Here is a 19,422-nt window from a genome sequence, read left to right as displayed (position 1 = left end):
CTCATAGAAGGCAACCGCATCCCTTTTGAACTGCTCGTCATAGCGTTTCGCTGACATGGTGGTAGATTACCTTTCCCCCAGCCCGACTGAGCTGAGATTGGGTGTCTACCTAACGGGGGTCAGGTCCTCCATCGTCTTCGAAGTCGCAGCAGACATGATCCGCATGTGCCCACCGCTGGCCAAGCGAGTCAAAATCCAGGACTCCCAAAAACGCATCATCTACACCCCAACCAGCAGCTTCCACGAGGTCCTCTCCGCTGAGGCCTACTCCAAGCACGGCTTCAACATCTCCGGGGAAGTCTTCGATGAACTGCACACCCAACCCAACCGGGCCCTGGTCGATGTCATGACCAAAGGCTCCGGCGATGCCCGCACCCAACCGCTCCACTTCTTCATCACCACCGCAGGCACAGACACCCACTCCATCTGCTACGAATACCACCAAAAAGCCCTCGATCTGATCGATGGCAAGAAACACGACCCGACCTTCTACCCGGTGGTCTACGGGGCAGCACCCGAGGATGACTGGACAGCTGAGGCCACCTGGTTCAAAGCCAATCCCTCCTTGGGAATCACCGTGCCGGTGGAGAAAGTCCAGCAGGCCTGCCATTCAGCTCGGCAAAACCCGGCCGAGGAGAACACCTTCCGCCAGCTACGCCTGAACCAATGGGTCAAACAGTTCGTACGCTGGATGCCCATGCACATCTGGGAAGCCAACAATGGCCCGGTAGACCTATCGGAGCTGGAAGGACGAACCTGCTATGGCGGGCTGGATTTGGCCAGTACAACCGACATCACCGCTTTCGTGCTGGTATTCCCACCCGAAGACGCTGAGGACCAATACGTGATCGCACTCTGGTTTTGGATCCCGGAGGACAACCTGAAACTGCGCGTGGCCCGCGATCACGTGCCCTACGACGCCTGGGCTGCCCAGGGGCATCTGCAGGATCGGTCTACGACCAACGCGGGCTACTGGTTTTGTAGAAGACTACTGCCACTTGCGTTTCATGTCGTCGATGAGTTTCTTGTCGAAGGGAACTCGGAGTCGATCAGCTAAGCGTTCAAGAAAGTCGAGTTCTTTCTTGCTCATTTTTCCATCCACCGCACTGGCGATCACCGCGACTTTGAACAGCTTTGGAGCAGCATCGGCGGACACAGTATCAACCTTGTCCCAAACTGCGTCTTCGTCGATTTCAATTTGGGAACGGAATTTTTCGAGAAACTCCATCGTCTCAGGCGTGGCCTTGTCTTCTTGCTCAGCACACAGCGTCAAGTGATGAAGGAAAAGGCGCTCTTCATCAAGAACTGCTTCATCGACGTTGATGAGGAGCCAGAGGATTGACATGAGAAGCTCAAAATCCTCGGTTTCATCAATGATTCGGCCAGTGCTTTCGATGATTTTGGCTTCCCGCCGGAGTAGTTGCTTGGCGCGATCTCCTGCAAGTTTTGTTAGCCACCAGTTCATTGCAGTGGTTACTGGAATCGTAACGGCTGGGATAGCGAATTTAATGATGTTGCGCTGCAAAAGGTGCTTACCAATAACGGGAAGACTCTTGGCTGCTGTCAGTGTTGATCCGGAGAAGATTTTCTTGATGAGTGGACGGACGAAAGCTGGTATGGATTTCATTGCCCCTCGATTTATGGTTTCGCCAGCTTTGATACCGAAAGCCAATTTAACGAGTTTCCAAGTGTCGTCAGGATCCTTGATATTGATCGGGACACCGTAGAGGACAGAAATGTCGTAGGTCATCCGAAGCTGGAGATACGACGTGTACACGAGGTCAATTGCAAAACTTGCTCCGCCCGCCGGAAGGGTTAGTGGAGATGCGCCGCCGCCGGATCCGATGGTCGCAGCGATAGCGCCACTGTATGCAGTAGAGGTGATGGCTCCTTCGATGCTCGCGTAATTCGATGCCATCTTGATACGTGCATCAACCACAGCATCAGGCGGTAGGTTCGGATATTTCTGCTTGAAGTATTCGGCATCGACGGTATTCACGTACTGGTCAAGCGAGAACGCTAACAGCTTGACAAACCAGTCGCCCTGCTTCAAATCCTCGATCGACAGGTCACCAACAAATCCACGGATTTGGTCTAGCTCTTTCTTGACAAAATTCTTGTCTTGTTCCGAGTGTTCCTTGGTTTCGCCCTTAAGCTTGAAATCCATATTTGTTTATTTCCTTTGTCCTAAATGCTTCCGGGTTGATTGCAGCGGTCAATTCCTGAAATCCCTGAAAACAATTAAATTAAAGAAAGGAGCTAACCGTGGGCTTGCTAGACCGATTGCTCCCGAAGCACAAGCCTCTGTCTGATCATACATTGACCGGCGGTGGGTACAGCTTCATTTTTGGTGGCACGTCGTCTGGTCGTCCGGTGACGGAGCGCTCGGCGATGCAGATGACTGCCGTCTATTCGTGTGTGCGGATTTTGGCGGAGGCTGTGGCGGGGTTACCGTTGCACGTCTATCGGGAGCGCCCAGACGGCGGCAAGGGAAAAGCCACCGACCACAGTTTGTATCGGTTGCTGCATGATGGGCCGAATCCGGAGATGACGAGCTTCGTGTTCCGGGAAACGTTGATGATGCACCTGTTGTTGTGGGGTAATGCGTTTGCGCAGATCATTCGTAATGGGCGTCAGGTCCATCTTGAATCGCTGTACGTGCCAAACCCACCTTTGATTCACCGTGGATTGCCGGGTCTGGACGTACATTCCCGAAAACGGGTAACAGTTTAAAGGTTTGCTGGATTAGGAAATACACCTTGGCGAAGAAACGGGACGCATTTGACGATCATCTGCTACTTCGCAATTGGCAGAGGAGTGTTGCTCACCGGGTTGCTGACCTTGCACACAAGCAAGGGCGAGCAAAGGGCAGCATCCAATTTCAGTTGGTCTTTGAGTGTTTCCTGAGTCGCATCTTCGCAGAACCTTCCACTGACTGGGTTCTCAAAGGTGGCACGGCCCTCCTCATGAGGAACGGGTCTGGCCGATTCACAAAGGATATCGTTCTTGCTCACGGCGCAATCTGGGGAGGTGTCGAGGAGATAGCCTTTGAGCTGCGAAGTCTAAATGAAACGAGGGGGAAAAGATCCTTTCCGGTTTCAAGTAATAGGCGCGAATTCTCGGGGTTGGGGTGTTGAAACTGGGTACGGTAATCCCTCAATTGCCGTAACCCTTGGAGCCTATTTAGGCATCGGGTTATTCCATTCCTTTCGAATCGATGTGACTCCGGGCCGCCACACTCAACTACCGCCCGAAACTGTGGAAATTGATCCGCTACTTAATCGGGTAACTAAAGAGAAAGGATATAAACCGTTTCGGATATTGGTTACTCCGATTGAGGCCCACCTTGCAGACAAAATTTGCGCAATGCGGGAATCTCACCATGGCATCGAAAGCACCCGTTTCCATGATCCGGCAGACTTCATTGAGATTATTCGAACCCAGGATTTCCTTGCTGAAAAACTCCTTCGGATCCTCACTCACGAGGTGAAACGGCGTGGAGTCGACTGTCCTCAGCAGATTTCATCACCAGGAAAGAGTTGGGAAAATGGGTTTTCCCGAAAAGCATCGTCTTATGGGATCCTTCCAGAGAATTTGCACAAACTTGAGGAGGCCCTGGCATTTGCAGGAAATTGCTTGAGCCAGGTATTGCAAAGAAAACTGGTGGACGGCAAGAGGTATCACAGCACTGGTTGTTGGGAAGTGTAGCCATCGGGTGTCTGTAAGACTTCTCGATTGTTCCTATCCATGCGATTCAGGAACTCAAACACGCACTCGATCCTATACTCAACGTTCATGGGCACCACGGATACGCCAACGCTGTTTCACACTGTTCGAGTGATCGCCGCCCCTATGGCCGGCGGCCCGAGCACGCCTAAGCTCGTCGCGGCGGTGGCTCGGGGAGGTGGGTTTGGTTTTCTGGCTTCGGGAAATCAACCCCCCAATGCATTTGCCGCTGATATGGCCGCTCTCGCCGGCACACCATTCGGCGTTAATCTCTTTGCGCCACAGGTGGAACTTCCACGGACGCAAGACGTTGAGCAAGCCCGCGGACTCCTCAGCAAAGCATTCCCAGGCCAGGAGATCCCAGCGGCACCCACCGCGGCGGCCAGCGATTTTCCTCAAAAATGGCAGCACATCCTGGAGGCGTTGCGAGGGGACCGGGGGCCGTCGGTAGTGAGTCTCAGCTTTGGTGCTTTCACCTCGGCCCAAGTGGCGCAGCTCCACGAGCTCGGCGCGCAGGCATGGAACAGCGTGACCAGCCTGGATGAGGCTGAGGCCGCCGCACAGGCCGGAGTGGACGCCCTCATCGTGCAGGGTGTGGAGGCGGGTGGGCATCGCCTGACCTTCGACCCCAAGACACAACCCAACGCCACGCCCGTTGCTGAGCTGGTGGCCCAAATTGCTCGGCGATGCACGCTTCCGATCATCGCAGCCGGCGGCGTGCGCGGCCCCAGTGACGTTCAAGCGCTGCTCGACTTGCCTGGGGTTATCGCGGTGCAAACAGGCTCGATGTTCCTGCTGTGCCCCGAGGCCGGCACGAGCGAGGCAAACAGGGCGTTGTTGCGTACCGACGCCGCCCAGCGCACCGTAGCCTCCCGAGGCTTTTCCGGGCGTGTTGCGCGAGGCTTGTGGGCGCCGGAACTGGAGTTTTTGCAAGATGTGCCACCGGTGTACCCGCTGCTGCGGCCCATGAGTGCGGCAGTCGGTTCGAGCTATTGCCTGGTGGGCGAGCGCGCAGAGCTGATTCCTGATGGGCTGCCTGCGGCTGAAGTGGTGAGGCTGCTTAGCCCTCGATGAGCGTGGTGTTTTCAATCCACCCCAAGCCTTCGATTGCGCAGCGCACCGCCTGCCCGTGTTGGATGAAACGAGCGGGGTTGCGGGCAAACCCGACGCCGTCGGGAGTGCCTGTGGCAATCACGTCACCTGGCTGCAACGGGTAGATCTGGGAAATGAAGCTCACCAAGAATTCGGGGCTAAACACCAGTTGGTCAGTGGTGGAATCCTGCATCAGCTCCCCATCCCAATGGGCGGTGATCCTGGTGCCTGGGGTGTAATCCTCACGGGTGGTGAGCCACGGACCGAACCCCGCGGTGCGATAGTAGGACTTTCCTTGGTGCCATTGTTGGGTGCGTTTTTGCCAGTCGCGCAGGGTGTAGTCATTGATCACGGCGTAACCGGCAATGTGCTTGGCTGCCTCCGCTTCACTCACCCGGTGGGCTATTGAGCCAATGATCACTGCGAGTTCGGACTCGGCATCCAAGGCCTCGGCTGCCTGTTTGGGGATTGTCACCTGGTCAAAGGGACCCGTGAGCGCTTCCGGGTATTTGATGAACAACGTGGGCACCTCTGGGGTGGGGTGGCCCATCTCCTTGATGTGGTCCGCGTAATTCAGGCCCACGCAGATGATCTTGCCGGGGTTGGGGATAAGGGCTGCGAGATCACTGGTCGGGAGAGTGATCGTGGGGGTGTTGGCGGTATCGGCTGCGGTGCCCGCTGCCTTCTCCACGAGCTCCCGCCAGTTTTCCTGTTTGAGGAGCGCACCCAGGTCTTCGGGGTACACCACTTTTGTTGTGATGATGCCTTCTTCCAAATTGGCATCCATCACGTTGATGGTCTGCCCAGTTTTCGTTGTTGCAAGCCTCATAGCTACCCAATCTAATGGTTGCGGCGTTGCCGGGGATGGGAATCAGAAACGGGAAAAGGGGAGGGGCTTGAGGCAGGTGGAAGTGTGGGTTTGTGCCCCCTCCGCGCAATTTTATTAGTGCAGCCTCGCTAAGGTTGCGCTAACCTAAGTAGCTATGAGTATGGTGAAGCTTCGCGAGCGGGTGGAGCGCGGCAAAGTAAAGAAAAAATGCTGCAAAGACAACCCGCGCTGCAAGAGTTGCCCCGTTGTGGCGCACCGCTTGAAAAAGCAAGGTGCACTCAAACTTGATGACGCTGCCCTGGCCAAAGCATTGAAAAAAGCGCGGAAGTGGTAGCGGGGGCGTTCTCGACGCACCTCGCTACATCGAGCCCTGCGTTCAACCCCGCAGGATTGCCTCCACCGCATCAGCGGCATTGGCGCAAATGATGGGCAGTTCCTGTTGTTCCTGCCTGGAAAAGGGTTTGAGCACGAAGGAGGAAACATCCATTCGCCCAGGCGGGCGGCCAATGCCAATGCCTACCTTGTGATACTCCTTCGTACCCAAAGCCTGCGTGATGGACTTCAACCCCTTGTGGCCGTGGTCGCCACCCCCAAACTTCGCACTGACCTGGCCAAAATCTAGCTCCAGGTCATCGAACAGCGCCACCACATTGCGGCTGTTGATTTTGAAGAAGTCTGCAAGCGCCTTGGTTGGCCCGCCAGAGAGGTTCATGTATCCCCGGGTGCGGGCGAGCACCACCGGACGGCCAGCAATGCGCGCCTGAGCAATTTGGGTGTTGGTGCGTTTGTGCACGCTGAGGGCTGCGGGCATGCCGTCGGTACGCTCCAGTAGCTCCTCCAAGGCGTGAATGCCGAGGTTATGCCGCGTTTGTTCATACTTGGGCCCTGGATTGCCCAAGCCGAGAATCAAGAAAGTCTCATCCACGCTTTTGCACCTTACCGTGCGCAGCCTAACGCAAAAAGCGACGCCCAAAAAGGGGCGTCGCCTGCAAGAAGTGAGCTGTTTGGCTCAGACTGGCTGAGCCTTGATCAGCGTGAGTTTTACTCAGCGTCTTCTTCGGTGGACTCAACGTCGGAAGCGTCAGCCTCGTCGTACTCTGCTGCAACCTCTTCAGCGTCGAGGTCCTCAGCAACCTCTTCGTGGTTCACGGAAGCGATCACGGTCTCTGGGTCAGCAACCAGGGTGGTGTTTGCTGGCATGGTGAGGTCGCCGGCGAGCACCTTGGTGTCCACGTCTGCGCCCTCAACGGAGTGGGTGAGCTGCTCAGGGATGGAGAGCACGTCAGCCTCAACCAGCACAACGTCAGCATCCTGAACGAGCTGGGCACCTGCGGCAACCTCGCCCTCAAGAACCACAGGTACCTCAACCTCAACCTTTTCGCCGCGCTTGATGGCGAGCAGGTCAACGTGGTCAGCGTTGAGGGTGATCACGTTCTGGTCAACGTGCTTGATCATGGTGAGGTGCTTGTCGCCCTCGATGTCCAGCTCGAGCACGGCGTTGGAGCCGTGGGAACGCAGCAGGGCGTGCAGCTCGATGCGGGAAACGGAGAAGTGGATTGGTTCGTCAACGTCAGCGCCGTAGATCACGCCTGGAACCTGGCCGGCAACGCGCAGACGGCGAGCAAAGCCCTTGCCAAACTCGGTGCGAGCTGCAGCAGCAATAGTTGGGTAGGAAGCCATGATTGGTTGCTCCTCAAAGTAGTGTTATTGAACAATTTGCTGTCCCAGGCACACAAAAAACCTGCGTAGCGCAAGCATGTGTGCTCGCCGAGTCTACGCAGGTCATAATAAGGATTATGGGTAGTACATCGCGTCGATAACGGCTACCTGCACGCAGGCGCCCTCGCCGAGACTGAACCACCTTAGCACGAAGCATCAGCCCTGTTCAAGATGCTTGACTGCCTCGCGCCGAGAGAGTCCGGAAAGTTCGGGGGTGCGCTCCACAAACTTCATCACCCAATCCGGATCGGTTTTGGCGTATTCCCGCAGCGCCCACCCAATGGCTTTCCGGATGAAGAACTCCTGATCAGCGGCGTTGTGCTCGATGATCGCCGCCATCAACTGCGGGTCCGTTTCCGAGCGCATCCCTAATTGGTGCAAGATAGCCGTGCGCCGAATCCACAGGTTATCCTCCTTTGCCCAGCCGAGCATCTCCCCCGAGCGTGCATTCGCCCCTACGACTTTCACCAACGCATCCACGGTGTCCCACCAGGAGTGGGTGCAGATGAAATAGCGCAGCTCATCGGGCGCCAGCGGGTGCTTGTAGGCACGCAAGATGTCGCAGGCAACATAGTGGTACTCGCGGTAGGGCATTTGCCAAAGCTGGCGGGTCTGCGCAAGCAGCTCAGGCGTTCCGACGTCCCGCAGTGCCCGCACAATGTGCTTGGTAGCTGCCCGCCGTTGGGTGGTGGCAACCCCCAGGAATGAAAACTGGTGCTTGAGATATGCAGATTGCCCCGCTGCACGCACTGGGTCGTGCAACGGGGCGAGTGCCTCTTCGGCGCTGTGCTGGATGTTCACAGGCTACGCGGTGCTAGCGGAAGGCTATGCCTGGCCCTCAAAGAGGTCCGTCACGGAGCCGTTTTCAAAGATCTCATGGATGGTCTTTGCCAACAGTGGGGCGATGGAGAGCACCGTGAGGTTTTCCCAACCCTCGGTGGATTGAGGCAGCGTGTCGGTGGTGATCACTTCCTTGGCGCCGCACTGGGAGAGGCGCTCGCGGGCGGGATCAGAGAACACGCCGTGGGTGCAGGCGATGATCACGTCTTCGGCACCCGCATCTCGCAGCACCCCAACGGCGCCGGCGATGGTGCCGCCGGTATCAATCATGTCGTCCAGCAGCACGGCGGTCTTGCCAGATACGTCGCCAACCACGCGGTTTGCCACCACCTGGTTGGCAACGTCGGTGGAGCGAGTCTTGTGGACGAAGGCCAGTGGGGCATCGCCCAGGGTGTTTGCCCACTTCTCGGCAACCTTCACGCGGCCTGCGTCTGGGGAGACCACCACGATGTTGTCCAGGGAGTAGTTCTCCTTGATGTAATCCGTGAGGATCGGCATCGCGTGCATGTGGTCCACCGGGCCGTCGAAGAAGCCCTGGATCTGGTCCGTGTGCAGGTCTACTGCCACGATGCGGTCGGCACCGGCGGTGCGCAGCAGGTCAGCTACCAGGCGGGCGGAGATTGGTTCGCGGCCGCGGTGCTTCTTGTCCTGACGAGCGTATGGGTAGAAAGGAAGGATTGCGGTGATGCGCTTTGCGGAGCCACGCTTGAGGGCATCAATCATGATGAGCTGCTCCATCAGCCACTTGTTCAGCGGCTGTGCGTGGGACTGAATCACAAAGGCATCGCAACCACGCACGGACTCTTCAAAGCGGACAAAGATCTCGCCGTTTGCAAAGTCACGCGCGGTAGTTGGGGTGAGTTCAACACCGAGTTCGCGGGCAACAGCCTCGCCGAGCTCTGGGTGTGCACGACCAGAGAACAACATGAGGTTCTTTTGGTTCTCGGTCCAGTTGTGCGAAGACATGTTTCGCTTAACCTTCCTGATGGGGGTCTTCTGGGTTTGCTTCTCGGTTTTGGGCTGCCTCAGCGGCCAACGCGGCAGGAGTACCTGGGCGCTTGCGCTGCACCCAGCCCTCAATGTTGCGCTGCTTTCCGCCGGAGACCACGAGCGCTCCCGGGGGAACGTCGTCTTTGATAACTGTACCCGCTCCGGAGTACGCGCCGTCGCCAATTGTCACGGGGGCAATGAACATCGTGTCCGATCCGGTGCGAACATGGGAGCCCACGGTGGTGCGGTGCTTGTTCACGCCGTCGTAATTCACAAACACGCTGGAGGCGCCGATGTTGGATTCCTCACCCACGGTTGCATCGCCAATGTAGGTGAGGTGAGGCACCTTGGAGCCGCGGCCGATCTGGGCGTTTTTCGCCTCCACAAAGCCACCCAACTTGCCGTGATCCCCGAGTTCAGTGCCTGGGCGGATGTAGGTGTAGGGGCCAACTTCGGCGTGTGCGCCGATCAGAGAATTAAGGCCGTGGGTTCGGATCACGCTTGCGCCTTCACCCACCACCATGTTGTTCAAGGTGGTGTCCGGGCCAACAACGGCGCCATCGCCAATCACGGTCTTGCCCAAGAGCTGGGTGTTGGGGTGAATTACCACGTCTTGCCCCACCTGCACGTTCACGTCGATCCAGGTGGTTGCAGGGTCGATTACGGTCGCCCCGCCGAGCATCACAGCTTCTACCAGACGGCGGTTCAGCGCTGCGCCTGCTTCCGCGAGCTGCACTCGATCATTCACACCTGCCAACTCGGCGGCGTCGGCCGCGCGGTAGGCTCGCACAGGGTGGCCGTCGTTCCTGGAAATCCCCAGAACATCGGTGAGGTACAGCTCGCCTTGGGCGTTGTTGGAGTCGAGCTTGGCCAAGCTGGTACGCAGGATCTCGGCGTCAAAGGCGAACACGCCGGAGTTGACCTCTTGGATGGCCAGGGTTTTCGCGTCGCCGTCTTTTTGCTCAACGATGGCGGTAACTTCCCCCTCCTGGTTGCGCACGATGCGCCCGTACCCCGTGGGGTCCTCAAGGCGCATGGTCAGCACGGTCACGGCGGTGGGTACCTGGTTGTGGGCCTCTACCAGTGCGCGCAGCGTTTCCGGGCGCAACAGTGGAACGTCGCCGTTGGTCACCACCACGGTCCCGCGGAAATCTCCCAGGGCCTCCATAGCGCATTGCACGGCGTGCCCGGTGCCCAGTTGTTCCTCCTGCACGGCGGTGGCTATGCGGGTTGGGGAACCTGCCTCTGCAAGCTCCGCTGCTACCGCCTCCACAGCCGGGGCAACCTGGTCACGGCGATGCCCAATCACCGCCACCACATGCTCCGGGGCGATCCCGGCTGCGGCGTGCAGGCTATGTGAAAGCAGCGTGCGCCCGCCGATGGAGTGCAAGGTCTTTTGCAACTGGGACTTCATGCGCGTGCCCGCTCCCGCAGCAAGCACAATCACTGCGGTTGGGTGGGCGTCACTGAGCAGGTTGGGGGCAGCGTGGTCCTCAGATGGGGTAGCGGTGCTCACTGGTCTCGTTCTCCTGAATGTGCGACATCTTCTCTGCCAGCCGATGCTACCTTCCCCGCATAAGAACGCTTCTCAGACACGTCCACCATCCCGCGCGCGGCCACTGCACCCGCAATTCCAAGCAGCGCAAGAAACACAATTGCCACCACGCTGCCGGCCAGGGAGAGCACCGCAGTGATAGCACCCGTGCCGAGCAACACCAACCCCATCAAGGTATTCGCATTGGCAACATATTTTGTGCGTTGATCACCCGTTGCCATATCCACCACATACGTTTTCCGCGCCACCCGAATACCGGCGTGGATGAGCAAAATCAGGAAGTAGGCGGTAGGGATGAGCCACGGAAGTAGGTGCTGCGGTGCAAGAAGCGCTGCCGACGCCACCACGAGCAACACTAACGATGCGGCCAATGAACCTGCTGCCATTACTGCCTTCGCCGAGCGGTCTGCCAGCGCGCCTGACACCCTTCCGGCAAGGAATCCGGCCGCCCCCTGGAGAGCTAGAAACGCTCCCACCGATCCAAAGTTCGTGCCAAACTCCGCTGAGCCTTCTGTGTGCTCCGCCGCGAGCGTGACCAAAAACGCTGAGGAAAGTGCCGTGACCAGCAAGAGGGAACGTACAATGACGAACCTGCGAAACTTCGCGTCCTCGCGCACCATCCGGAAACACTCCCGCAGCCACTCACCTCTGGCCTGGAAGGAATCCTTGGTATCTTGTTTGGTCTCCTGAGTCGGCACTGGTTCTTCGATGCCGGAAAACACCCAGGCGGCAAGCACCCAGGCCAACGCAGAGCAGAAGATCAGCAACGCCAAGATCCACGGTGGGGCGTGCTCCCCAACGAACACCAGGCACACACCAACTGCAATAGACACCACCCCACCTAGAGAAGTGGCAACGCCTTGAAGTTTGCCGCGGGAGCCCTTCTTTTTAATGCGCGCCTGCATGTCTTTGCCTGTAATGGAACAAGCTGCGCGGCCAAGAGAAAGCGTGGCTAACAGCACCACCACTGCAAAGCCAAGGGCACTGCCACGCAGAAGCAAGGTGGCAGCGGCAATTCCGGCAGCACTGGCCGCCTGGATGAGCGAACCAACCACCCAAATATTGCGCCGGTAGGGCTTAGACATCACCCACGGGGCAAGTGGTGCCTGCGGCAACATTGAGCCCGATTCCCTGATGGGAACCAACAAGGCGCTAAACAGCGCAGGCGTACCCGCAGCCGCAAGAATCCACGGCAGCACTGACTTGGCGGCGGTGATGTTGTCACCAACATTTTGCAGTGCGTTGGACCACACGAACCGCTGCGCGTTGCCCGACGCCTTGCCCGACGTCTCGGAGCCTTCATGTGCGCCCGCTGGAGGGGAGGTTTCTGACATATCTCACAGTCTAGGGTGGCGCCGGGACATGCTCGCTAGCATGGCAATAATGGCAGGTTCTACACAGCAAGGCAGTGATGTTTTGAGTTCTCAAACTGGCACCCCAGCCCAGTCGTATTTGATGAATCGGCGCACGTTTTTTGGCCTGAGTGGAGTGGCCCTGGCTGCCACTGCACTCGCGGCGTGCAGCACGGAGGTCCCTCAAGGATGGGAAGGGGAAACCCGAGCGCTTCCCATTCCTCCAGAAATGCGCGGGACCGCAAACGGTAATCGCTCCACGTTTGCCTTGGTAGCGCAGCATGGTTCCTCGGAGATCACCCCTGGTGTGAAAACTCCAACGATGGGCTTTAATGGGCCGCACCTCGGCCCTACGCTGCGCATGAGCAGGGGAGAGCAAGTAGAGATCACGGTGGAGTCTCAGCTCAAGGAAATCACCGCCGTGCACTGGCACGGCATGAAGGTACCTGCGATTGCCGACGGCGGACCGCACTCACCAATCACACCCGGCGGCACCTGGACCGCCAACTTCACGGTGGAGCAACCAGCGGCAACACTGTGGTACCACCCGCATCCACACGGCGCCACCGGCGTTCAGGCGTACCGTGGCCTGGCAGGCATGCTCATCGTGGACGATGAGGTGGAATCTGGCCTTGACCTGCCACGAACATATGGCGTTGATGACATCCCCGTGGTTCTCCAGGACGCTAACTTCACCGCGGACGGAGCCTTTGACGAAACCCTGGACCCCAACCTGGGCCTGCAGGGCCAGGTGATCACCGTCAATGGCATAACCAACCCACACTTCGACGCCACAACGGACAAACTCCGCCTCCGCCTCATCAACGGCTCCAACATGCGCTTCCACAACATCGGCCTGAAAAGCGGGGAGAGCTTTCAGGTCATCGCTAGCGATTCCGGGTTGCTGGAGGCGGGTATCGACGCGGAAGCCGTGGCTTTGGGTCCAGGTGAGCGCGCCGAGATTGTGTTGCAGCTTGAACCGGGTAAGGAATACGAACTCTATTCACTTGGTTTTGAGGACCGCCTTGGCGTGCCGGACGATGAGTTCGCGCCGGACTTCCTCCTGGATACCCAAGCATTGCTGCTGACCATCCGCACCGCACAAACCCTGGACGCGCGTGCGGCGGTGCCCGAAGTGCTGGACCGGGCAGCGTCGGAAATCCTGCCGGAGGCAGAAGTCGCTGAGTTGCCGTTGCGTGCGTTCGTGCTCAACACCTTCCAGATCAATGGTGAAGACATGGACATGCTGCGCGTGGACGAGGTAGTGGACCACGAGGGGCCTGAGGTGTGGGAGGTGAGCAACCAGAACTCGGATTGGCTGCACAATTTCCACATCCACAACGCGCGCTTCAAGGTGCTCGCCCTGGAAGACACCACGGTGGCGATCAACGACTCCGGCTGGAAGGACACCGTGACCCTGCCGCCGAACTCGACGGTGCGCCTACTCGTGGAGTTCGGGTATTTCCCGGATCCAAAGTGGCCGTACATGTACCACTGTCACATGCTTTTCCACGAGGACTCAGGCATGATGGGGCAATACGTTGTGGTGGAAGCAGGCCAGGAACCCGCGTTGGAAACTGATTACACCGAAGGCGAGCACCAGCACTAGATCTCGCTGGATGCTGCTGGCGCAGCGGGCGTGGTTGGGGCTTTGGCCTGCGAATTGCAATCCCGCCCGCGAGATACTGTAAGATACGTGCTGTTGCGTTCCCCTTGATCGGCGAACAGCAACATTTCCCTGTGGTGTAATTGGCAACACTACGGTTTTTGGTACCGTCATTCTAGGTTCGAGTCCTGGCAGGGAAGCAACGATTTACCAGCGTAAACGCCGTTGGCGCATGTATCCCGCCCCATGTCTCTGGGGCGGGGTTTTGCCTTTTTACTGGGTTGTGGACGCAGGGGGAAACGCGGTCGGGAGTCTCGGGAGCCTCAGGAGCCTTGGGGGCCTCGGGAGCCTCAGGACCCCAATAGCTTCACCGTCCGAGCTGCACCGTGAGCTCGCGGTCAATGCGGCCAAAGTTGTAGTAGGCGGCGCAAGCTCCCTCCGGGGACACCATGCAGGTGCCAATTGGGGTGTCCGGCGTGCAGGCAGTGCCAAACACTTTGCATTGCCACGGCTTGATGTGGCCGGTGAGCACAGAACCGCATTCGCATGCTGGGGGATCCTCTACGCGCCTGCCGGGGACATTAAAGATGCGTTCGGCGTCGAAGTCCGCGTAGGCGTCGGCAATGCCCATCCCTGAACGTTCGAGCCAGCCGAGGCCGCGCCATTCAAAGGTGTCGCGGATCGTGAACACTTCTTCCAAAAGCGCCCGGGCGGCTTCGTTGCCCTCGGGGCGCACCACCCTGGCGTATTGGTTTTGCACCGCGGCATGCCCCGCATCGACCGCGCCAGAAGTGAATTGTTCAAGCAACATGGCCGTACCTTGGAGAATGTCCAAAGGCTCGAACCCGCACACCGCCACCGGCAGGTTGAACTCTTCGGGGAGGAAATCGAATGCCTGCGTGCCCACCACGGTTGCCACGTGGCCGGGGCCGATGAATCCGTCTACTTGAGTCTTGCCGCCGTCGGCGATCGCGCGTAGCGGTGGCTCAATGGTCACATGGTTGCTGAACACACTGAAATTGCTCACCCCGCGCTGCTTGGCATACCGCAAGGTCACCGCGGTAGAAGGGGCGGTGGTTTCAAAGCCGACGGCAAAAAACACCACCTTCTTCTGTGGGTTTTCCTCGGCGATTTTTAAGCTGTCGAGTGGCGAGTACACAAAGCGGATGTCGCAGCCCTGGGCGCGGGCCTGCATGAGGGAACGCTCGGAACCGGGCACCCGCATCATGTCACCAAACGTGGTCAAAATGACCCCCGGCTGGGCGGCCAACCACAGGGCGTCGTCTACACGCCCCATGGGAATTACACACACGGGGCAGCCGGGGCCGTGCACAAAATCAATTGTGTTCGGCAGCAGGTTTTCCAGCCCGTATCGGTAAATCGTATGCGTGTGGCCGCCGCAGATTTCCATCAGCTTGATGGGGTGGGAGAGTTGTGTGGCCATGTGCTCGATGCGCTCAATGAGCTGCCTCGCGGCCTGCGGGTCACGGAACTCGTCTACGAACTTCATTGGAATCCTTATAGTCCTCAAGTAGTTCTCAAAAGCCTTCAAACAATCAATGGGCGGTGCCCCGTCGGTGCACTTTTAGTGCACTGTTGGCGCCCCGTGTTGGGGTGAGTTGCGCACTACTCAATTTGTGACTGCTTGAAAGAATCCAGCTCGTCTTCAAAGGTGTCCGCGCCGAGCTGTTTAATTTGTTGCAAAGTGAGTTGGGCTTCATCCTCATCAATCACGCTGAGGGCGAAGCCCACATGGACGAGCACCCAGTCCCCAACACTCAGATTGTCTGCCAAGAGGAGGTCCGTGGAAACTTTCCTGCTCACTCCGTCAATGCTCACGGTGGCCCGTGTTGGGTCAGAGATTTCTACTACCTGTGCAGGAACTCCAAGGCACACGGGCGAACTCCTTTATGCGACTTTGCTACGTTTCCATTGCTACGTTTCCATTGTTGCGAGCACCGCCCAACACCGATCAAATCGCTTGCAAAAACCGATGGCACAACGGCCAATGGCAGTAAGGCGTGCTTTCTTGAAAACTTTACTCCTCAGCATCTTCTGCGGGCACCAAAATCGCAGCCGCAACTCCCTTGCCTTATGCCTAAAACTGGGTGCCGCAAAGAAGAGCAGGATTAGCATGAAAGCTGCAAGCAAAAACTGCACCCCAAACACCGCGCCCCACGAATAAGGAGAATCCCGTGGAACCGAAAAACCGCTTGAATGAGGACGCCCAGCAGGTCAATAACACAATTGCGCGTGTGCGGCGCCGCGGCGGGAGGTTGAAGGATGAGTACGTTACGCTCGCCCACGGCGCCGGTGGCAAGGCTTCCGCCAGCTTGTTGCAGCACGTGTTTTTTGATGAGTACGGCAATGATCTGCTCGGCCAAGGCGGTGATTCCACCGTGTTGGACCTGGCACTCAGCCAGCAGCAACATCCAGGTGCCAAACTGGCGTTTTCTACGGATTCCTATGTGGTCAATCCCATCGAGTTTCCCGGTGGTTCCATCGGTGAGCTGGCAATTCATGGGACCGTGAATGACCTGGCAGTGGCAGGCGCGGTGCCACAGTTCATTTCCGTGGCGTTCATTTTGGAGGAGGGGCTGCCCATTGAGACGCTGCGCAGGCTGGTCCAGCAGATGAAGCAGGCCGCGGAGACCTCCGGGGTCACAATCGCAACAGGCGATACCAAGGTGGTGCCCAAGGGCAAGGGTGACCAAGTGTATATCACCACAGCGGGCGTTGGACTGATCCCCGAGGGCCGTGAACTGGGATTTTCGCAGGTTCAGGTGGGCGATCGGATCCTGGTGTCCGGGCCAATTGCGGACCACGGGATGAGCGTGATGATGGCCCGCGGGGACCTGGCCATTGATGCCCCCATTGAGTCTGATACCCGCGAGGTTGCCTCCCTCACTCATGCCCTCCTGCAGGCCGTCCCCAACACGCGATGGATGCGCGACGCCACCCGCGGTGGCGTTGCCACGGTGATGAATGAGCTGGCGGAAACCACCGGCCTTGGCGTGGTGCTGGAGGATGAAGCGATCCCCGTGCGCCCCATGACCCGCGCTGCCTGCGACATGCTCGGCATCGACCCCCTCTACGTTGCCAACGAGGGCACGTTCCTCGCAGTGGTTCCACAGGAGCGTGCCGACGCGGCCCTGGCCGCAGTGCAACAGGCAGGAGCGCCGGAAGCACGGTTGATTGGCAGCATCGTGGAAAAACCAGAGGCATGCGTGGTGCTGGTGACCACCTTCGGAGGCACTCGCATGGTGGACAAATTGGTGGGCGACCCACTCCCGCGCATCTGCTAAAGCAATCGCGCGGTGGCAAGCACCGCCTGCCCATAGCTCAGCCCGCCGTCGTTCGGCGGGAGCAAGCAGTGCCGTAATAAGGTGAGCCCAAGGCGCCCAAGAAACTCCTCAAGGTCCGCCACCAAAAGCTGGTTGAGGGCGCAGCCGCCAGTGATTGCCACCACATCCGTGGCAATGTCAGCGGCCACTGCCGCGGCCTTCACCCCAAGGATTTGGGCCAGGTGGCGGTGGAATTGCCGGGCGGCATCCGCGCGTGCGCCAACATCCCGTGCGGCCTGGTCTGAAGCGGCCATGAGCTGCGCGAACGCCTCCTCAACGGTGTTCACCGCGTCCCAGCGGCAGCTCCCTTTGCGCGCGAGCTGTTCACACTCCATGGCCACCTGAGCCTCATAACTGACCGTACGTCCGAAGTCACCGCAACCAAGCAGCGCCCCTGCGGCGTCGAAAAGCCTACCCAGCGAGCTCGTTGCTACGCTGAACCTCCCGCCATGCACCTGCGAGTCCACCAACGCCAGTTCGGTTGCGTCCACCAGTTCGGCGATGTGCGGCCGGCCAAGACCCCATGCCGCGGCAGCCCCAATGGCGAGGCGCCAGGGGTGGCGCACAGCAGCGTCGCCGCCCACGATCGGGAAGTGCGGCACATGCCAGCGGCGAACCATGTTGAACTGGGCATCGGTTGCAAAAATCTCCCCGCCCCAGATGGTGGCGTCGGTACCGTACCCCGTGCCGTCCGCAGCGATCACCACGGCAGGTTGGGAAACATTGTGTTCCGCCAAGATGCTCGCCGCATGAGCCTCGTGGTGCTGGACCTGCAGCAAGGGCACGTCAAGGTCCTCGGCAAGCCGCTGCGCCCAGGATGTGGTGGCATACCCGGGGTGCAAATCGCACACAATCGCCTCAGGGACCTGCGCACGCATGGCGCAAAGCTGCTCAAACGTGCGGCTTAAAAGTTGCTGGGCGCGTACCGACGCAGCATCCCCCACATGCGCCGAAACGTGAGCCTGGCCATGAGCCGTCAAACACACCGTGTTTTTCAACTCCCCACCAGCGGCAAATACGCTCGGAAGCTCCGCGCGCCGGGCACTCAACGTGGCGGGCAATTTGAGCGGCAACGGCGCCATCCCACGCGAACGGCGCACCGGTGTGGTGGAGAGGTACACCGAATCTTCAATGGGCACGTGTATTTCGCGGTCGTGGAACAAGAACGCATCACAAAATCTGCCCAGCACCTCGCGCGCCTGCGCATTATCCGTGATCAACGGCTCGCCGCTTGGGTTGCCACTGGTAGCAACCACCGGCGTGTCCACCAACAAGGTATGCAGCGGGGAATAGGGCAGCACCAGGCCCAATTGCTCCAGGCCAGGTGCAACCTCCTCCGCAATCCTGAGTTTTACTTCGCTTTCCTCGATGGGGCGTTGCGGGACGATCACGATTGGGCGCGCAGGGGAGCGCAAAAGCGCGAGCTCATGCTGATCAAAGCGTGCAATTTCTTGTGCCGTTGCTTCATCGGGGACCATCACCGCAAAGGGTTTGTGTGGTCGCGCCTTGCGCTGCCGCAGGCGAGCAACTGCTTCCGGGCGGGTGGCGCTAGCCATCAAATGAAACCCGCCGATACCCCGGACAGCCAGGATCTTGCCCTCTGCCAGTAGCTTTTGTGCTTTGGCGATAACTTCCTGCGGATTCCCCCGTGCTGTGCTGGGTGCTGCGGAGTTGGGGGCGTCGGCACGCTCGAGCCACATCGTGGGGCCGCAGTCGGGGCAGGAGATTGGTTGGGCGTGGAAGCGGCGGTCGTTTGGGTCGGTGTATTCGGCTTCGCACTGTGGGCACATGGGGAACACGCGCATGGTGGTGTTGGGGCGGTCATAGGGGAGATCGCTAATGATGCTGGCGCGTGGGCCACAGTTTGTGCAGGTGATGAAGGGGTAGTGGTAGCGGCGATCGCTTGGGCTGTGGAACTCCCTCATACAGTCTTCACAGGGCGCAACGTCCGGCGGGATCAGCGTGCGCGCGCCTTGGGAATGAGTGGAGGCGAGAATGCGGAACCCTAATTCATCGGCGGCGGGTGCGATGCTGGTTTCCTGGACGTCGGAAATGAATGCGAGGGGAGGAAGGGTACGCACAATTTCCGCGATGCAATCCTGAATCGCTGCGGCATTGCCCTGCAGCTCGACGGTCACCTCCACGTCGTTGTTACTGCACCACCCACTGAGGGGATATTTGGCGGCAACCTTTGCGATGTGCGGGCGCATCCCCACGCCCTGAACCACGCCGCGCAGCAACACGCGCCGGCGTACTACAGCGCTGTCCGGCCCGGGACCGGGACCGGACGCGGGCACGGTGTGGGGAAGGGGTTCCATAGCGCACAATGTTAGTCCCCTGGACTCTGTAGAAGTGCTCGTTTGGCCGTT

The 19,422-nt window shown here is 59.0% G+C and carries 19 protein-coding genes and 1 tRNA gene; 9 read left to right on the top strand and 11 right to left on the bottom strand.

All coding sequences use genetic code 11. From position 1 onward, the window contains the following. Positions 1-154 precede the first annotated feature (154 nt). Positions 155-1,057, top strand: a complete 903-nt coding sequence (locus NQ018_RS09570; protein ID WP_257060640.1) for a terminase TerL endonuclease subunit — start codon at positions 155-157, stop codon at positions 1,055-1,057. Here NQ018_RS09570 and NQ018_RS09565 read toward each other — a convergent pair. Beyond that, positions 989-2,167, bottom strand: a complete 1,179-nt coding sequence (locus NQ018_RS09565) for a TerB family tellurite resistance protein (RefSeq protein ID WP_257060638.1) — start codon at positions 2,165-2,167, stop codon at positions 989-991. The two genes, NQ018_RS09570 and NQ018_RS09565, sit on opposite strands and share 69 nt — an antisense overlap. A gap of 98 nt (positions 2,168-2,265) precedes the next feature. Between NQ018_RS09565 and NQ018_RS09560 the strand changes: the two genes are divergently transcribed. The 4 genes from NQ018_RS09560 to NQ018_RS09550 all read left to right on the top strand — a co-directional run bounded on the left by NQ018_RS09560 (position 2,266) and on the right by NQ018_RS09550 (position 4,800). Then, positions 2,266-2,733 (top strand): phage portal protein, encoded by a 468-nt coding sequence (locus tag NQ018_RS09560; protein WP_257060636.1) that lies wholly within the window; start codon positions 2,266-2,268, stop codon positions 2,731-2,733. A 26-nt stretch (positions 2,734-2,759) separates the two neighbouring features. Continuing rightward, positions 2,760-3,137, top strand: coding sequence for a nucleotidyl transferase AbiEii/AbiGii toxin family protein (locus tag NQ018_RS11640; RefSeq protein ID WP_373566934.1), 378 nt, complete (start codon positions 2,760-2,762; stop codon positions 3,135-3,137). Beyond that, on the top strand, positions 3,067-3,708 hold the full coding sequence (locus tag NQ018_RS09555) for a nucleotidyl transferase AbiEii/AbiGii toxin family protein (RefSeq protein ID WP_257060635.1): 642 nt from the start codon (positions 3,067-3,069) through the stop codon (positions 3,706-3,708). The genes NQ018_RS11640 and NQ018_RS09555 overlap by 71 nt, the downstream gene beginning before the upstream one ends. Before the next feature lie 87 nt (positions 3,709-3,795). Next, positions 3,796-4,800, top strand: a complete 1,005-nt coding sequence (locus NQ018_RS09550; protein WP_257060633.1) for a nitronate monooxygenase — start codon at positions 3,796-3,798, stop codon at positions 4,798-4,800. Here the strand turns inward: NQ018_RS09550 and NQ018_RS09545 are convergent. Further along, positions 4,787-5,647, bottom strand: a complete 861-nt coding sequence (locus NQ018_RS09545) for a fumarylacetoacetate hydrolase family protein (RefSeq protein ID WP_257060632.1) — start codon at positions 5,645-5,647, stop codon at positions 4,787-4,789. The genes NQ018_RS09550 and NQ018_RS09545 overlap by 14 nt on opposite strands. A gap of 154 nt (positions 5,648-5,801) precedes the next feature. On the opposite strand from NQ018_RS09545, the gene NQ018_RS09540 reads away from it, so the two are divergent. Beyond that, entirely contained in the window at positions 5,802-5,981 is a 180-nt protein-coding gene (locus NQ018_RS09540) for a hypothetical protein (protein ID WP_257060629.1), read from the top strand. A 42-nt stretch (positions 5,982-6,023) separates the two neighbouring features. Here the strand turns inward: NQ018_RS09540 and pth are convergent, their stop codons facing one another. The 6 genes from pth to NQ018_RS09510 all read right to left on the bottom strand — a co-directional run bounded on the left by pth (position 6,024) and on the right by NQ018_RS09510 (position 12,085). Beyond that, the gene (gene pth / locus NQ018_RS09535) at positions 6,024-6,572 is read right to left on the bottom strand and encodes an aminoacyl-tRNA hydrolase (protein ID WP_257060627.1); all 549 of its coding nucleotides are present in this window, start codon (positions 6,570-6,572) and stop codon (positions 6,024-6,026) included. 116 nt (positions 6,573-6,688) lie between these two features. Further along, positions 6,689-7,327 (bottom strand): 50S ribosomal protein L25/general stress protein Ctc, encoded by a 639-nt coding sequence (locus NQ018_RS09530; RefSeq protein ID WP_257038395.1) that lies wholly within the window; start codon positions 7,325-7,327, stop codon positions 6,689-6,691. Positions 7,328-7,522: 195 nt separating this feature from the next. Then, positions 7,523-8,167, bottom strand: a complete 645-nt coding sequence (locus NQ018_RS09525; RefSeq protein WP_257060625.1) for a DNA alkylation repair protein — start codon at positions 8,165-8,167, stop codon at positions 7,523-7,525. A gap of 24 nt (positions 8,168-8,191) precedes the next feature. Continuing rightward, positions 8,192-9,172 (bottom strand): ribose-phosphate diphosphokinase, encoded by a 981-nt coding sequence (locus NQ018_RS09520; protein WP_257038397.1) that lies wholly within the window; start codon positions 9,170-9,172, stop codon positions 8,192-8,194. 7 nt (positions 9,173-9,179) lie between these two features. Then, positions 9,180-10,670: a bifunctional UDP-N-acetylglucosamine diphosphorylase/glucosamine-1-phosphate N-acetyltransferase GlmU gene (gene glmU / locus NQ018_RS09515; protein WP_257053277.1), complete on the bottom strand. Its 1,491-nt coding sequence runs from the start codon at positions 10,668-10,670 to the stop codon at positions 9,180-9,182. Between the two features lie 38 nt (positions 10,671-10,708). Continuing rightward, positions 10,709-12,085, bottom strand: coding sequence for an MFS transporter (locus tag NQ018_RS09510; protein WP_257060623.1), 1,377 nt, complete (start codon positions 12,083-12,085; stop codon positions 10,709-10,711). 121 nt (positions 12,086-12,206) lie between these two features. Here NQ018_RS09510 and NQ018_RS09505 point away from each other — a divergent pair, with 121 nt between their 5' ends. Continuing rightward, positions 12,207-13,712, top strand: coding sequence for a multicopper oxidase family protein (locus NQ018_RS09505; protein ID WP_373566935.1), 1,506 nt, complete (start codon positions 12,207-12,209; stop codon positions 13,710-13,712). A 125-nt stretch (positions 13,713-13,837) separates the two neighbouring features. Further along, positions 13,838-13,909: transfer RNA gene (locus NQ018_RS09500), tRNA-Gln, on the top strand. A 167-nt stretch (positions 13,910-14,076) separates the two neighbouring features. Here the strand turns inward: NQ018_RS09500 and hypD are convergent. Both hypD and NQ018_RS09490 read right to left on the bottom strand, forming a co-directional pair. Beyond that, entirely contained in the window at positions 14,077-15,219 is a 1,143-nt protein-coding gene (hypD, locus tag NQ018_RS09495; protein WP_257038401.1) for a hydrogenase formation protein HypD, read from the bottom strand. A gap of 116 nt (positions 15,220-15,335) precedes the next feature. After that, positions 15,336-15,605: a HypC/HybG/HupF family hydrogenase formation chaperone gene (locus tag NQ018_RS09490; protein ID WP_257038402.1), complete on the bottom strand. Its 270-nt coding sequence runs from the start codon at positions 15,603-15,605 to the stop codon at positions 15,336-15,338. A gap of 299 nt (positions 15,606-15,904) precedes the next feature. Here NQ018_RS09490 and hypE point away from each other — a divergent pair, with 299 nt between their 5' ends. After that, a complete protein-coding gene (gene hypE, locus NQ018_RS09485; RefSeq protein ID WP_257060620.1) occupies positions 15,905-17,014 on the top strand; it encodes a hydrogenase expression/formation protein HypE in 1,110 nt (369 codons plus the stop codon). Here the strand turns inward: hypE and hypF are convergent. Continuing rightward, positions 17,011-19,371 carry a carbamoyltransferase HypF gene (hypF, locus tag NQ018_RS09480; protein WP_257060618.1) on the bottom strand — a complete coding sequence of 787 codons (2,361 nt, stop codon included), beginning with the start codon at positions 19,369-19,371 and terminating at the stop codon, positions 17,011-17,013. The two genes, hypE and hypF, sit on opposite strands and share 4 nt — an antisense overlap. Positions 19,372-19,422 lie beyond the last annotated feature (51 nt).

The organism is Corynebacterium kozikiae, assembly GCF_024580965.1.
GTDB lineage: Bacteria > Actinomycetota > Actinomycetes > Mycobacteriales > Mycobacteriaceae > Corynebacterium > Corynebacterium kozikiae.
The sequence above is the reverse complement of the archived record's forward strand: the minus strand, read 5'-3'. Positions and strand labels throughout refer to the sequence as shown.